This is a genomic window from Luethyella okanaganae (assembly GCF_042660285.1).
Classification (GTDB): Bacteria; Actinomycetota; Actinomycetes; order Actinomycetales; family Microbacteriaceae; genus Luethyella; species Luethyella okanaganae.
This window is the reverse complement of sequence record NZ_JBHSTP010000001.1, coordinates 859,324-875,246: the sequence shown is the minus strand read 5'-3', so window position 1 is coordinate 875,246 and position 15,923 is coordinate 859,324. Positions and strand designations below refer to the sequence as shown.

Annotated in this window: 9 protein-coding genes; 4 read left to right on the top strand and 5 right to left on the bottom strand. The window is 66.4% G+C overall.

From position 1 onward, the window contains the following. Positions 1 to 133: 133 nt before the first annotated feature. The 4 genes from ACFQB0_RS04030 to ACFQB0_RS04015 form a co-directional block, all read right to left on the bottom strand. Positions 134 to 1,489 carry an alpha/beta hydrolase gene (locus ACFQB0_RS04030; protein ID WP_386727879.1) on the bottom strand — a complete coding sequence of 452 codons (1,356 nt, stop codon included), beginning with the start codon at positions 1,487 to 1,489 and terminating at the stop codon, positions 134 to 136. A gap of 156 nt (positions 1,490 to 1,645) precedes the next feature. Continuing rightward, positions 1,646 to 3,892, bottom strand: coding sequence for an NAD-dependent DNA ligase LigA (gene ligA / locus ACFQB0_RS04025; protein ID WP_386727876.1), 2,247 nt, complete (start codon positions 3,890 to 3,892; stop codon positions 1,646 to 1,648). Further along, the gene (mnmA, locus tag ACFQB0_RS04020; RefSeq protein ID WP_386727873.1) at positions 3,889 to 5,031 is read right to left on the bottom strand and encodes a tRNA 2-thiouridine(34) synthase MnmA; all 1,143 of its coding nucleotides are present in this window, start codon (positions 5,029 to 5,031) and stop codon (positions 3,889 to 3,891) included. Before mnmA ends, ligA begins: the two co-directional genes overlap by 4 nt. Before the next feature lie 69 nt (positions 5,032 to 5,100). Continuing rightward, entirely contained in the window at positions 5,101 to 6,330 is a 1,230-nt protein-coding gene (locus ACFQB0_RS04015) for a cysteine desulfurase family protein (protein WP_386727870.1), read from the bottom strand. Positions 6,331 to 6,349: 19 nt separating this feature from the next. On the opposite strand from ACFQB0_RS04015, the gene glgX reads away from it, so the two are divergent. Both glgX and ybaK read left to right on the top strand, forming a co-directional pair. After that, positions 6,350 to 8,395: a glycogen debranching protein GlgX gene (glgX, locus tag ACFQB0_RS04010; protein ID WP_386727867.1), complete on the top strand. Its 2,046-nt coding sequence runs from the start codon at positions 6,350 to 6,352 to the stop codon at positions 8,393 to 8,395. Positions 8,396 to 8,408: 13 nt separating this feature from the next. Beyond that, positions 8,409 to 8,897 carry a Cys-tRNA(Pro) deacylase gene (ybaK, locus tag ACFQB0_RS04005; RefSeq protein ID WP_386727864.1) on the top strand — a complete coding sequence of 163 codons (489 nt, stop codon included), beginning with the start codon at positions 8,409 to 8,411 and terminating at the stop codon, positions 8,895 to 8,897. Between the two features lie 111 nt (positions 8,898 to 9,008). Here ybaK and glgP read toward each other — a convergent pair whose 3' ends face one another. Further along, positions 9,009 to 11,573, bottom strand: coding sequence for an alpha-glucan family phosphorylase (gene glgP / locus ACFQB0_RS04000; protein WP_386727861.1), 2,565 nt, complete (start codon positions 11,571 to 11,573; stop codon positions 9,009 to 9,011). A gap of 30 nt (positions 11,574 to 11,603) precedes the next feature. Here glgP and ACFQB0_RS03995 point away from each other — a divergent pair, with 30 nt between their 5' ends. Together ACFQB0_RS03995 and glgB are read left to right on the top strand one after the other, a co-directional pair. After that, positions 11,604 to 13,703: an alpha-1,4-glucan--maltose-1-phosphate maltosyltransferase gene (locus ACFQB0_RS03995; RefSeq protein ID WP_386727858.1), complete on the top strand. Its 2,100-nt coding sequence runs from the start codon at positions 11,604 to 11,606 to the stop codon at positions 13,701 to 13,703. After that, positions 13,700 to 15,916 (top strand): 1,4-alpha-glucan branching protein GlgB, encoded by a 2,217-nt coding sequence (gene glgB, locus ACFQB0_RS03990; RefSeq protein WP_386727855.1) that lies wholly within the window; start codon positions 13,700 to 13,702, stop codon positions 15,914 to 15,916. The genes ACFQB0_RS03995 and glgB overlap by 4 nt, the downstream gene beginning before the upstream one ends. Positions 15,917 to 15,923 lie beyond the last annotated feature (7 nt).

Genomic DNA, 15,923 nt, shown 5'->3' with positions numbered 1-15,923 from the left:
CAGCCACAGCCACAGCCACAGCCACAGCCACAGCCACAGCCACAGCCACAGCCACAGCCACAGCCACAGCCACAGCCACAGCCACAGCCACAGCCACAGCCTAAGGCGCGATCGAGCTGAGCGACGGATGCGACTAGCGGGAGAGCGCGAGAGTGGTCCCGTCCGCGATGCGGGTGCCGCTCGTCACGTAAGCACCACGGTCGATGCCGATGAGTGCCATGTTCCTGAGCGACTCGCTTCCTGGTTTGAAGTAGTCGTTGTGGCCGAACGAGGGCGCGAGATGGTCGTGATCGAGCGGATCCGTTCCACCGGCAACACCCATCCGAGTGGCGCCATAGGAGGAGGTGCCCGGATCACTTCCATAGAACGCCGTGTTCACCACGGGATCCCAATCGGCTTCGCCGACGAAGACGTTCCCGTTCGCGACATCCAGCGCAGCGACCGACTGGGCCGTGCTCCCCGGAGATCCGACGAGCGCCAGCGCATCGATCTCGACCGTGTGCCGTTCCAGCGCGATCAGCGCTGCCGTGGAGCCGTAGGAATGGGCGAGCACCGCCAGGAATGGCTGGTCGCTTCCCCGGGAGGCACGGATGCCGGCCCAGGAGCGCTCGAGCGCATCGGCTCCCCCCTGAGCGAGATCCAGACCCCCGACATTCAAGAGATCGGGCGTCTGGTAGCCGATCCAGGCGATCGTGGCGACCGTCGGCGTCGCACCCGGATCATCGGCGTCGGGGAGCCGTCGAAGCCAATCCTGCTGCTGGTCGTGCAGCACCGAAGCCGTGTCGGCCCAGTCGACGATCTGCTGGTCGACCGAGAAATACATTCCGGGGATGAGATAGCTGATGTAGTTAGCCCGGTCGAGATCTCCGTCGGCGATGACTGCGCGGCCCTGCCCCGTGATGTCGAGCGCGACGAGAGTCCTGCTCGCCTCGCCCTTCTTGGGAATCAAGGCCTCCCGAACCTGCTCGAGCATCGCGAGTTGTCTGGTGACCTGCTGACGCACGCCTTTGCCCACGCCTGCATCGAGGTGGTCCTGCAGCTGCCGGACAGCAGCGTCGAGGGTGAGCAGGTTGGCCTTATCGCGCATGCGATACGGAACCCCCTCCAGATTGCCGACCAGGCTTGGGGCGCCGGCGATCATGTCGCTGCGCGCGAGCGCGGTCATCCGTTGCCACCATGCCGAGACGTCACTCGGCGCGAGCCGCGCATCCAGGAGCGCCGAGATCTGTTGCGGGTTGCCGGTGACGTAGTTCACGATGTCGCTACGACTCAGTCGGGAGAGGCCGGAGAGCAAGCTGATGCCGGTCGCGCGTTGCAACGCGGCCGGATCGATCGATACGGAGAACAAAGATGCCGTGTTGAGCCAGGGCGGGAGGTTATCGCTGTTCACGCCGATGTCGGCGACGACCGTCAGGGATGTCGGCTCATGCGCGACAAAGGCCTCGGAGACTCCTCCAAGAGCCAGCGAGGCTGAAAGAACGGCTGCCACGTCCAACAGCAATTCGGGTACGTCCCCTCACGAACGGCATGGCACGAACCACTGACTGCCGCTGTACACAACTCTCTTAGCCATGTTAGCGGTGCGGACGTCCCCTCAACCAGCCGGTGCACCCCGCTTTCGAGGGTAGGACGCTGGCCGCGATCGCTACTCGGCCTCATCCGGCTGCACCGCATCCGCACCTTTCTCCAGCAACAAGCGAAACTGGGCCGCGTCGAGCACCGGGATGCCGAGCTGCTCGGCCTTGGCCAGTTTCGAGCCGGCCCCCGGTCCGGCCGCAACGAAGTCGGTGTTCTTGGAGACGCTCGACGCCGCCTTGCCCCCGGCCGCGATGATCGCCTCCTGAGCGCCTTCCCTGGTGAAGCCGTCGAGGCTGCCTGTTGCGACCACCGTCAACCCGGCGAGTACGCCGTCGGCCCTCTCAGCCGCTCCTGGGCCCGGGTGACCCGGCGTCGCGAACTGCACGCCGGCCGCAGCCCAGCTGTCGACGATGTGCACATGCCAGTCCACGGCGAACCAGTCGAGCAGCGAGTCGGCGATGATGCCGCCGACCCCGTCGACCTCGGCGAGTTCCTCACGACTCGCCGAGCGGATCGCGGCGAGGGAGCCGAAGTGATCGGCGAGGGCACGGGCCGCGACCGGCCCGACATGGCGGATGTTGAGGGAGACGAGTAGCCGCCACAACGGCTTGGTCTTCGCCTTCGCAATCTCGTCGAGAAGCTTGAGGGCGTTCGAGGATGCCTGCTGATCGATGAGCCCCGCCTTCTTCTCGGCGGCGGACGGGTTACGGCGGAACGGCGTGCGCAATTTGACCGAGCCGTCCTCTTCCTCCTTGGGCAAGCCGGTCTCGGCATCCCTGACGAAGACCTCGATCGGCAAGAGGTCGTCGATGGTGAGGGCGAACAGTCCGGCCTCCGTCAGCAGCGGCGGCTCTACCGGAACGGTCGGCTGCGTCAATGCGGCGGCGGAGACCTCGCCGAGCGCCTCGATGTCGAGGGCACCACGCGAACCGATGTGCTCGACTCTCCCGCGTACCTGCGCAGGGCAGGCACGCGCGTTCGGGCACCTCAGGTCGATGTCGCCCTCTTTCGCCGGCGCGAGCGGTGTTCCGCACTCTGGGCAGTTCTCAGGCATCACGAACTCGTGCTCAGTGCCGTCTCGCAGTTCCACGACGGGGCCGAGCACCTCCGGAATGACGTCTCCGGCTTTGCGCAACACGACGGTGTCGCCGACGAGCACCCCTTTGGCCTTCACCACGTCCTGGTTGTGCAGCGTCGCCTGCCGCACCTCGCTGCCGGCGACTCGAACCTTCTCCATCACCGCATACGGTGTCGCCCGCCCCGTGCGGCCAACGCTCACGACGATATCGAGCAGCTTCGTGTTGACCTGTTCCGGCGGGTACTTGTAGGCGATCGCCCAGCGTGGGGCACGACTCGTCGCCCCGAGCTCGTCGTGCAATGCCAGCTCGTCGATCTTGACGACGATTCCGTCGATCTCGTGCTCGACGCTGTCGCGATGTTCGCCGAAGTACCCGATGAACTCGGACGCGCCGGGCACGGAGTCGAGGACCCGGTAGTGACTCGAGGTCGGAAGTCCCCAGCTCTGCAGAAGCTCGTAGACCCTGGACTGGCTGCTCACGGGCGGGTTCCGCCACGCCCCGATCCCGTGCACGAGCATCTGCAGGCGTCCGAGCCGAGCGTGCATGAGTTCGAGCTGTGCGGCGTTCTTGCCCTCGGCCTTCTGCCGCAGGGAGCCGCTCGCGGCATTGCGGGGGTTCGCGAACACCTTCTCGCCCGCTTCGGCCTGCGCCGCGTTGAGCTCCCGGAAGGCCTCGACCGGAAAGAAGACCTCTCCGCGCACCTCGACGAGCGGAGGATGCCCCGTGCCGCTCAGCCGCCCCGGGATCGAGCGGATGTAGCGGATGTTCTCGGTCACGTCCTCGCCGACGACGCCGTCGCCTCGAGTCGCGGCGGTCGTCAGCACACCGCTCTCGTAACGCAGATTGACGGCGAGTCCGTCGATCTTGAGCTCGCACAGGTAGTCGACGTGACGGCCCGCGTCGCGCTCGGCACGCGTGGCCCATGCCTCGAACTCCTCGATCGAGAACACGTTGTCGAGGCTCAGCATGCGTTCGAGGTGTTCGACAGGGTCGAACAGGGTCGTCTCCGCCCGGCCGCCGACGGTCTGTGTCGGGCTGTCCTGGCTCTGCAGCTCGGGGAACAGCCGTTCGAGGGTTTCCAGGTCATGGATGTAGCCGTCGTACTCGGCATCGGAGTAGATCGGTGCGTCGCCCTCGTAATAGGCATCGCGGCCCTCGAGGATCTTGACGGTCAGCTGAGCGGCGAGCGCGGCAGCCTCGTCGAGCGCGAGCTTCTCGAACGCGGCGTCGGTCATCGAGCCTGCGCTGTGACGGCATCCTCGACGGGGACCGCACTCACGGTGCGGTCGATCGTGGTCTGACCGAGCACTCGCGTGCCGACGTAGACCACGGCGGTCTGCCCAGCGGCGACCCCGTTGAGGGGGGCAAAGGGTGTGATCACGAGTTCATGCCTACCAGCGGCGTCCGACATCACGAACGCCCGTGCGGGGACGGGGTCGGCATGAGCGCGGATCTGGACGTCGCAGTCGAACGGCGTCTCGGGCGACTCCGGCGGCTGACCAGCCCAGGTGAACCGCGATCCGGCGATCTCGGTGATGGCGAGAGCCGCCTTCGGTCCGACGACGACGACATTCTCCTTGGGCCGGACCTCGAGCACGAAACGCGGTTTCCCGTCGGACGCAGGCCTGCCGATATGCAGGCCGCGCCGCTGTCCGACAGTGTAGGCGTGCGCACCCTCGTGTTCTCCGAGCTTGGCGCCGTCGCGATCGAGGATGTCGCCGGCCTCGGCGCCGACACGCTCAGCCAGCCAGCCGCGAGTATCCCCGTCTGGGATGAAGCAGATGTCGTGGCTGTCCGGCTTGTTCGCCACGCTGAAGCCACGCTCAGCCGCCTCGGCGCGTACCTCCGCCTTCGACGGGGTGGCACCGAGAGGGAACATGGCGTGCGCGAGCTGCTCCGTCGTGAGCACTCCGAGCACGTAGGACTGATCCTTCGCCCAGGCGCTCGCACGATGCAGTTCGTGATTGCCGTCGGCATCCATCACGATGCTGGCGTAGTGCCCGGTGCAGACCGCGTCGAACCCGAGAGCGAGCGCCTTCTCGAGAAGCGCGGCGAACTTGATGCGCTCGTTGCAGCGCATGCACGGGTTCGGCGTGCGACCGGCCGAGTACTCCGCGATGAAGTCGTCGACGACATCGGCTTTGAAACGCTCAGAGAAGTCCCACACGTAGTAGGGGATGCCGACGATGTTGGCGGCCCGCTGAGCATCCATCGAGTCCTCGATCGTGCAGCAACCACGGGAACCGGTGCGCAAGGTTCCCGGCATGCGGCTGAGCGCGAGGTGGACACCGACCACGTCGTGCCCGGCTTCGACCGCTCGCGCCGCGGCGACGGCGGAGTCGACACCGCCGCTCATCGCTGCCAGTACTTTCACCCGATCAGTCTAAGCTCTCTCGCTTCGCGGGCGGCATGGATGGCACGTCACGGGCGACGACGCCCGTGTTCAGCGGTCGAAGGAGGTCACGCGGTCGGCGAGACCTGCCAGCACTGCCCGCGCGTGGGCGCCTGGTAGCGCGGCGAGGAACGCGTCGATGTCGGCCTCGGTCGAGGTATGCCCGAGCGTCATACGCAATGCTCCGCGCGCTTCGAGTTCGCCGCGACCCATGGCACGCAGCACGTGTGACGGCTCAGGGATTCCGGCCTGGCAGGCCGAGCCGGTCGACACGGCGACCCCGGCGGCGTCGAGCAGGAACAGGAGCGAATCGCCCTCGCAGCCGGGAAAGCTGAAGTGGGCGTTGCCGGGCAGCCTGCCGGACGGGTTCGGGTCACCGTTCGACACGGCATCCGAAACCGCCGTCGTCACACCGTCAACGAGCCGATCGCGCAGGCGCGCCAGTCGAAGCGCCTCATCGTCGATGCGTGCCGTAGAGATCGATGCGGCTGCCGCGAACGACACAGCGGCAGCGACATCCTGCGTTCCGGAGCGCAGCTGCCGCTGTTGGCCGCCCCCGTGAATGAGTGGTTCCACCGTTGCCGCTCGGCTCAGGACGAGGGCGCCGATACCGACGGGACCGCCGATCTTGTGGGCGGATACGCTCAGCGCCACGAGACCGGAACCATCGATGCCGTTGGAACCATCGACGCCGGAGGAGGCGTTCCTCACTCCGGCGAAATCGATCGGCAGCTGACCGTAGGCGGCGACGGCGTCGATGTGGAGTGGAAGGCCGAAACGCGCCGAGAGGGCGGCGATCGCCGTGACCGGCTGCACGGTTCCCACCTCGTTGTTCGCCCAGAGACTCGTGACGAAGGCGACGGAGGCCGGATCCGCAGCGATGGCGGATTCAAGGGCATAGAGATCGACCCGCCCGAGCTCATCGAGCGGAAGCGTCTCGACGACGGCGCCCTCGTGCCTCTCAAGCCACTCGACCGTGTCGATCGTCGCATGGTGCTCTCCGCCCGGCATGAGGATCCTCCGGCCAGGACGGGCCCAGAACAGACCCTTGAGGGCCAGATTCACGGCCTCGGTGCCGCTGCCGGTGAAAACGACCTCGATCGGATCGCAACCCAGGGTGGACGCGACGCGCTCACGAGCCTCCTCGAGCATCCGCTTGGCGTTCTGGCCGGGGCTGTGGATCGACGCCGGGTTGCCGACGACGGTCATGGCCGAGGTGTAGGCCTCGATGGCCTCAGCGAGCATGGGGGCCGTCGCGGCGTGATCAAGATAGGCCGCCATACTCACTACTGTAGAACGCATGATGGTCGCCCGAACCCTGCCCGGCCTCGGCGCACGAACGACCTCGGGTGGCGGGGAGCTCCGAGTGTGGTCGGCGAATGCCACGAACATGGAGATCTGCCTCTTCGACGACGCCGATCCCAACTGGATCATCAAAACCGTCCCGATGACGCGTGATGCCCACGATGTGTGGCACGGTCGCTCCCGGAGTCTCTCCCCCGGACGGCGTTACGCCATTCGGGTCTCCGGTCCCACCGGCCCGACGAACTCGTTCAACCCCGAGAAGCTGCTCGTCGATCCCTACGCCCGAGGCCTGGTCAGGGTCGGCGCGGGCGAGTGGCGGTCCGTCGTCGTCGATGACCAGTTCAACTGGAACGGCACGAAGAAGCCGAATACCCCTCTCGACCACAGCATCGTCTACGAGGCACACGTCCGCGGTTTCAGCAAGCTTAACCCGGCCGTTCCGGCCGAGCTGCGCGGAACCTATGCCGGGCTCGCCCACGAGGGGTCCATCGCCGCGCTCACAGACCTCGGTGTGACCGCCGTCGAGCTGCTTCCCGTGCACGCCTTCGTCTCCGAGCAGCGCCTCATCAAGCAGGGCCTCAGCAACTACTGGGGATACAACACCCTCAATTTCTTCACCCCGCACGCCGCCTATGCCACGACGGCCGCACAGGCCGAGGGGCCGGATGCCGTGCTACGCGAGTTCAAGGGCATGGTCAAGCTCCTGCACGAAGCCGGACTCGAGGTCATCCTCGACGTCGTCTACAACCACACCGCAGAGGAGGGACCGAACGGTCCCACCTCGAGTTTTCGCGGTATCGACAATGCGAACTACTACCGGCAGGATGCGCACGGCGCCTACATCGACGTCACCGGATGCGGCAACACCCTCAACTTCGGCAATGAAGCGCCCGTGCGCCTCGTGCTCGATTCGCTGCACTACTGGGCGAACGAGGTGCAGATCGACGGCTTCCGCTTCGACCTTGCGGCGACCCTCGGACGCGGAGCCGACGTGGAGTTCACGCGCGACCATCCGTTGATCAACGGCATTCTCAGCGATCCAGGACTCGACGGGGTGAAACTCATCGCCGAACCGTGGGATGTCGGGCAGGGCGGCTGGCAGACCGGCAATTTCCCTGACGGCTGGACGGAATGGAACGACCGCTATCGCGACCGCGTACGCGACTTCTGGTTGAGCGATGTCGCGAGTCAGCGGGCGAACGGGTTCGCCGGGAGCGGCATCGGCCGATTCGCGACCCGTCTTGCGGGCTCGTCGAACACCTTCGCCTCCGAACGCGGCCCGCTCGCCTCGCTCAACTTCGTGACCGCGCATGACGGTTTCACCATGGCCGACCTCACCACGTACAACGTCAAGCACAATATCGGGAACGGCGAGTCCAATCGCGACGGCACCGACAACAACAACTCCTTCAATCACGGAGTCGAGGGTCCGACGGCCGACCCGGCGATCCTCAACACTCGTCGCAAGGCGATGCGCAATCTGATGGGAACGCTGCTGCTGTCGGCCGGTGTACCCATGATCACCGCAGGAGACGAGTCCGGCCGCAGCCAGCGCGGCAACAACAACGCCTACTGCCATGACAGCGAGCTCACCTGGCTCGGTTGGGACCTCAGTGGGTGGCAGAAAGACCTGCGTGAGGTCACGAAGCGGCTCATCCAGTTGCGTCTCGAGAATCCCGCGGTTCGGCCGGAGCACTATGGCAAGTTCGGCGAGACCGTTCCGAGCGCGACCCAGATGGACTGGTACAACGCCGACGGCGAGTCGATGTCGGAGGAGGATTGGAACTCCCCTGAAGAACGCACCTTGCAGTATCTGGCCGCGAGCACTCCCGAGACCGAGGAGTTCAACCGCATCCTGCTCATCGTGCACGGGCTCGAGGATGACGTCGTCGTGACCCTGCCGACGCACGAGGGGGTCGTCGGCTACTCCCTGCTCTGGGACTCGAGCCTCGACGAGCTCGGCGGGGCGGTGATCGAGCATGCGCCGGGCACCGAATTGCGCGTGACGGGCACCTCGATGCAGCTACTGCGAGCGCATTGACCGAGGGAGGGCGATGAAGAGAGCGGATGTCTCGGCCGGCACGCTGGCGACCGTCGCGCTCATGCGTGCCGGCGTGCGGTTCACGCCCCACGGTTACGAACACGACCCCGCCACGAAGAACTTCGGTCTCGAGGCGGCCGAGAAGCTCGAGCTCGAACCCGAACGCGTATTCAAGACGCTCCTCGTCGAGGCGGACGGTCGTCTCGTCGTCGGAGTGGTTCCTGTGACGGGCCAGCTCGACGTGAAGGCACTCGCCGCGGCCGTCGCCGCGAAACGCGCGACGATGGCCGACCCCAAGCTGGCCGAGCGCAAGACGGGATACGTCGTCGGCGGAATCAGCCCGATCGGTCAGAAGACCCCGCTCGAGACCGTCATCGACGAGACGGCGATCCTCTACGACACGATCTTCGTGTCGGGAGGGCGACGCGGCCTCGACATCGAACTGGCCCCCGATGACCTCGCGTCGGTCACGGGTGCCACGTTCGCGCCGATCGCGCGCTGACGCTGCCCCGTTCTCTCTCTCGCGAGACTGCATGAATCGTTGAAATGGCGGCCCGAATCGACGATTCATGCAGTCTCGAGGGGGGAGGAGCTCGAAGGAGGAGACGGAGGGTCAGCTCGCGACGGCGATAAGCCCCATCTCGGCCGAACCGGCGAGGAGCGCGTTCTTCGGTACCACCCGCACCGTGTAGCCGAAGCCGCCCGCGCGTGCGAGTTCGACGGTCCCGGTGAACAGCACCGGCTTGCCCTCCGACGCGGCGGCTTCCGCCGACGGTTCGAGCTCGCGGATCTCGACCTCGCGGAGATCGTCACCGTTGTGGCTGCGACCATAGACGACCTCGACGGCGACATCGTCGGGCACGAGCGAACCGAGGTTGACATGCGCGCGCAGGTGCAGCTCGTCGCCGACCTGCGGCACGGCGGTGACACCGCCGGACTCCACATGTGCGACAGAGACGCCCGGCCACGCCGCGACGACCCGCGCCTTCCACGCGGCGAGCGCTCGCGCGGCCTCGTAGTGGTTGGCCGAGAGCAGGGCCTCGGCGTCTCCGGCCGGCCGGTACATGCGCTGCACGTACTCGCGCACCATGCGGTCCGCGCTGAGCTCTGGTGAGAGCGTCGCGAGCGTGTGTCGAATCGACTGCAGCCAGCGCACGGGAAGACCATCGTGGTCTCGCTCGTAGAAACGTGGCACGATCTGGTGCTCGATCAGGTCGTATAGGGACTCGGCCTCGAGCTTGTCACGCTCGGCGGCGTCTCCGGCGGAATCAGCCGAGGGGATGGCCCAGCCGTTCTCACCGTCGAAGTACTCGCTCCACCAGCCATCGAGGATCGAGAGATTGAGCACGCCGTTGAGGGCGGCCTTCATACCGGAGGTGCCGCAGGCCTCGAGCGGGCGCAACGGGTTGTTCAACCAGACGTCCGTGCCGGGATAGAGCAGCTGTGCCATCGCGATGTCGTAGTCGGGCAGGAACACGATGCGTTCGCGCACCTCTGGCTCCGCGGCGAATCGCACAAGCTGCTGGATGAGCCGCTTGCCCTCGTCGTCGGCCGGGTGTGACTTGCCGGCGATCACGATCTGAACGGGGCGCGTCGGATGCAGCAGCAGGCCACGCAGCCTCTCCTGGTCGTGCAGCATGAGGGTGAGCCGTTTGTAGGTCGGAACACGGCGCGCGAAGCCGATGGTGAGGACGGCGGGATCGAGGATCTCGCCCATCCAGCCGGGTGCGATTCCGCCGGGATTCTGCTTCTGCCAGGCTTTCGTCGTGCGCTCACGAGCGTCCAGAACGAGCTGTCGGCGCATGTCGTTGCGCACGCTCCAGAGCTCGTCGTCGCCGAGCTGGGCCGAGTTCCAGTCGGCCGCCGTCGTGTCGCTCCCGCCCAGCTGTGCCCGTGCTAGCGATCGCAGAGCGGAATCGGTCCAGGTCGGCGCGTGCACGCCGTTGGTGATCGACGTGATCGGCACCTCTTCGACGTCGAAACCGGGCCAGAGGTCGCGGAACATGGCCCGACTGACCTCTCCGTGCAGCTTCGAGACACCGTTGGCGTGGCGGCCGAGCCGGAGGCCCATGTATGCCATGTTGAACACCCCTGCGCCATCGGCCGAGGTCTCGGCGCCGAGCGCGAGCACGTCGGCCGCCGCTACTCCCGGTAGGAGGTCGGCGGAGAAGTAGCGCTCGACGAGGCTCGCCTCGAAGCGGTCGATGCCGGCTGCGACGGGAGTGTGCGTGGTGAACACCGTTCCGGCGCGAACCACCTCGAGCGCCTCAGCGAAGCTGAGCCCGTCGCCGATGAGGTCGGCGATGCGCTCGAGGCCGAGGAAGCCGGCGTGGCCCTCGTTGGTGTGGAACACCTCGGGCTCAGACGCTCCTGCGAGTTCGGCCCAGGCTTTGACGGCGCGAACGCCGCCGACGCCGAGCAGCAGCTCCTGCAGCAGCCGGTGCTCTCCGCCGCCGCCGTAGAGCCGGTCGGTTACGAGCCGAAGCTCGTCGCCGTTGTCGGGGATGTCGGTGTCGAGCAAGAGCAGTCGCACACGACCGACCGCTGCCTGCCACACCCGGGCGTGCAGCGTCCGATCGTCGGGCAGCGCGAGCGTGACCTGCACCGGCGAACCGTCCGGACGGCGGAGGATCGCGAGCGGAAGGCCGTCTGGATCGAGCACGGGATAGCTCTCGAGCTGCCAGCCGTCGGGCGAGATGGCTTGGCTGAAATATCCGGCGCGATAGAACAGGCCGACGCCGACGAGGGGCACACCGAGATCCGAAGCGCTCTTGAGGTGGTCGCCGGCGAGGATGCCGAGGCCGCCGGAGTACTGCGGCAGAGCCGCTGCGATGCCGAACTCGGGCGAGAAGTAGGCGATCGTTCCGGGAGCTGTGCCGTCGAGCGACTGGTACCAACGCGGCTGCTCGAGATATGCCCGCAACTCGTCGCGCTGGTGGCTGACCCAGTCGACGTAGCCGCCGTCCGCGGCGAGCTCGCTGAGCCTGGCCGGCTCGACCTCACCGAGCAGGGCGATCGGGTCGTGGCCAACTTCTCGCCAGATCTCGGGCGCGATATGCGCGAACAACTCGCGCGTCGGCTCGTGCCATGACCAGCGGAGATTGCCTGCGAGCTCCTCCAACGCAGCGAGTGGTTCAGGAAGAACAGCTCTGACCGTAAACTTGCGAATCGCCTTCACGACGACAACCCTAGAGCCGTCGGATGACGAATGCATAAACGGGCGAGCACTCTTGGATGGATTTCGCGCTACGGTCACAGTGTGTCCAATAACAGCGTTGCTCAGACCGCGGCACGAACCGGCCGCATTCCGGTGTTCGGTCTCTCCCCGCAGCTGGCCGACGATCTGTGGCCGGCGAAAGCCTTCTCCGGTGAGGTCGTGCCCTTCGAAGCGACCGCGTTCCGCGAAGGGCACGACCGCATCGGCGTCGAACTGCTGCTGACGTCTCCAGACGGCACGAATACCCAGCATCGGATGACGGCGCTCGCCCCGGGGACCGACCGTTGGCAGGCGCTCGTGCAGCTCGACGCAACGGGCGACTGGAGCTACCGCGTGCGTGCCTTCGCCGACGACTTCGCCACCTGGGAGCACAATGCGCTGATCAAGGTCCCGGCCGGCATCGACGTCGAGCTCATGTTCGCGATCGGCTCGACACTCCTCGGACGGGCCGCGAAGGACAAGAGCCGGGCGTCCGCCGACCGCAGGACGCTGACGACGCTGGCCAAGAAACTCGTCGACACCGAACGGGACGCGCTGGACCGCCTCGGACTGCTGCAGAGTCCGGCGCTACACGCCGTGCTCGACCGGATGCCCATCGCAGGGCTCGAGTCCCTTTCGGAGTCGCGGACGGTGCGCGTCGAGCGCACCCGTGCCGGTGTCGGCTCCTGGTACGAGTTCTTCCCTCGTTCAGAGGGCGCCAAGCGCCTCCCCGACGGCTCCTGGAAGAGCGGGACGTTCCGCACCGCGGTCAAACGCCTGAACGAGGTCGCCGCCATGGGCTTCGACGTGGTCTATCTGCCGCCCATCCATCCGATCGGCCGTGCCTTCCGCAAAGGTCCCAACAACACTCTCGACGCGGGGCCGAACGATCCGGGATCGCCCTGGGCGATCGGCTCGTCGGAGGGAGGGCACGACGCGATCCATCCGGAGCTCGGCACATTCGAGGACTTCCGCTACTTCGTCGGCAAGGCGAAGGACGCCGGCATCGAGATCGCCATCGATCTCGCTCTCCAAGCCTCCCCCGATCATCCGTGGGTGCGCGAGCACCCGGAGTGGTTCACGGCGCTCCCCGACGGCACGATCGCCTTCGCCGAGAACCCGCCGAAGAAGTACCAGGACATCTATCCGCTCAACTTCGACAACGACCCGGACGGGATCCGCGCCGAGGTGCTGCGCATCGTGCGGCTCTGGATCGACCAGGGCATACGCATCTTCCGTGTCGACAATCCGCACACGAAACCGCTCGACTTCTGGGAGTGGCTCATCGCCGAGGTCAACGGCGAGCATCCGGATGTCGTGTTCTTGGCCGAGGCATTCACCCGGCCCGCACTGCTCCAGGCACTCGCGAAGGTCGGATTCCAGCAGTCCTACACCTACTTCACCTGGCGGAACACGAAACTCGAGCTCGAGGAGTTCCTCGGCGGGCTCGCAACCGAGACCGCCGACTTCTTGCGGCCCAATCTGTTCGTCAACACCCCCGACATCCTGACCGAGTACCTGCAATTCGGCGGGCCGGCCGCGTTCACGATCCGCGCTGCGCTCGCTGCGACGGCGGCTCCGACATGGGGCGTGTACTCGGGGTTCGAGCTCTTCGAGAACGTCGCTCGTCCAGGCGCCGAAGAGGCAATCGACAACGAGAAGTACGAGTTCAAGTTACGCGACTTCGCCGCGGCCGAGAAGGCCGGGCGCTCCCTTTCGCTCTATCTCGGAATCCTCAACCGCATCCGCGCCGAGCATCCGGCGCTGCGCCAGTTGCGCAACATCCGTTTCCATCGCAGCGACGATGACTCCGTCCTCGTGTACAGCAAGTACCTCGCAGGAGCATTCACCCCGAGCGGGGAGCCGGATGCGCTGCTGGTCGTTGCGAACGTCGACCCCTACTCGGTGCGCGAGACCATCGTGCACCTCGAGGTGACCGCTTTCGGCCTCGCCGTCGGCGAGCGGTTCATCGTCGAGAACCTCGTGACCGGGGCGACATGGGAGTGGGGAGCCGACAATTACGTGCGCATCGACTCCTTCACCGAGCCTGTGCACATCCTGCGCGTGTCGCCTCTCGTGGCGCGCCGATCGACGGAAGGAACCCGAGAATGACGAGAGAAGAAGGCGAGGCAGGAATCCGCCTGCCTAGGCTCTCCCCCGAGCTTCTCGCCGCCGTCGCCGCAGGCAGCCATTACGATCCGCATTCGGTTCTCGGTCAGCATGTCGTCTCGGCGGCCGGGATCGCCGACCCTGTCACCGTCATCCGGGCCCTGCGTCCCCTCGCTCGGGAGGTGCAGGCCGTGCTTGCAACGGATGCACGGATCGAGCTCGCCCACATCGGTCACGGCATCTGGCAGGGTCTCAGTCTGCTCGGCCCCCAGGACTACGAGATCGAGACGCGGTACGACGACGGCAGCGAGTGGCTCGCCGACGACCCTTACCGTTATTCGCCGACGCTTGGCGAACTCGACCTGCACCTCATCGGAGAGGGTCGCCACGAACGGCTGTGGGACGTTCTCGGCGCGCACCACCAGGACCACTGGGGCGTCGACGCGGGAATGAGCGGGACCGCATTCGCGGTGTGGGCACCGCACGCCAAGGCGGTTCGCGTCATCGGCGACTTCAACGGCTGGAACGGCGTCCAGCACGCGATGCGCAACATGGGTGCGACGGGCGTGTGGGAGCTGTTCGTGCCGGCGCTGCATCCCGGGAGCACCTACAAGTTCGAGCTGCTCACCCAGGCCGGTGGCTGGGTGAGCCGCGCCGATCCGATGGCCCGCTATACGGAGGTGCCTCCGGCGACGGCGTCGATCGTCGGCGAGACGTTCTATCGATGGGGCGACGAGGAGTGGATGGCCCGCCGGGCCGCTACCGATCCCCACGACCAGGCGATGAGCGTCTACGAGATCCATCTCGGCTCATGGAGACCCGGGCTCGGCTACCGCGACGCCGCCGATCACCTCATCGAGTACATCCACGAACTCGGCTATACCCACGTGGAGTTCATGCCCCTGGCAGAGCATCCTTTCGGCGGATCCTGGGGCTATCAGGTCACCGGCTACTATGCGCCGACGAGTCGCTTCGGTCATCCGGACGAACTGCGCTATCTCGTCGACCGGCTGCATCGTGCGGGCATCGGCGTCTTCATGGACTGGGTGCCAGGGCACTTCCCGAAGGACGAGTGGGCGCTCGCCCGCTTCGACGGCCAGGCACTGTACGAGCATCCCGACCCCCGACGTGGCGAGCAGCCGGACTGGGGCACCCACATCTTCGACTTCGGTCAGAAGCAGGTGCGCAACTTTCTCGTGGCGAACGCGCTGTACTGGCTCGAGGAGTTTCACGTCGACGGACTCCGGGTCGACGCCGTCGCCTCCATGCTCTACCTCGACTATTCCCGCAGCGACGGCGAGTGGGAGCCGAACATCCACGGAGGCAACGAGAACCTCGAAGCCATCGCCTTCCTGCAGGAGGTCACCGCGACGGCGTACAGGCGCAATCCAGGCACCGTGATGATCGCCGAGGAGTCGACGAGCTGGGGCGGCGTGACGGCCCCGACATCGAGCGGAGGACTCGGCTTCGGCTTCAAATGGAACATGGGCTGGATGCACGACACTCTGCAATACATCCAGAACGACCCGCTGTACCGCTCCTACCATCACGGCGAGGTCACCTTCTCGTTCCTCTACGCCTTCAGCGAGAACTTCCTCCTGCCGATCAGCCACGACGAGGTGGTGCATGGCAAAGGCTCGCTGCTGCAGAAGATGCCGGGCGACCACTGGCAGAAGCTCGCGAACATTCGAGCCTATCTCGCCTTTATGTGGGCGCATCCTGGCAAGCAACTGCTCTTCATGGGCCAGGAGTTCGGCCAGCCGTCGGAGTGGAGCGAGGAGCGCGGCCTCGACTGGTGGGTGCTCGACCAGCCGTCACATCGCGGCCTGTTCGACCTGGTCGCCCAGCTCAACCGCGTCTATCGCGAGAATCCGTCCTTGTGGTCGCGGGACAACGACTCCGGCGGCTTCGAATGGCTCGATGGCGGTGCCGCCGCCCACAACGTCGTCTCGTTCCTGCGCTGGGATACCGACGGCAACCCGATCGCGTGCATCATGAACTTCTCGGGAAATCCGCATGTGGGGTTCCGAGTAGGATTGCCCCTCGCCGGTCAGTGGGAAGAACTGCTCAACACCGATGCGATCGAGTTCGGCGGATCCGGAGTCTGCAATTGGGGTGGCGTGACGGCGACGGACGCCCCGTGGGCCGGTCGACCGGCATCCGCCGAGATCACGCTCCCACCGCTCGCAGGTCTCTGGCTCAAGCTCCGCCGCTGACAGCTCG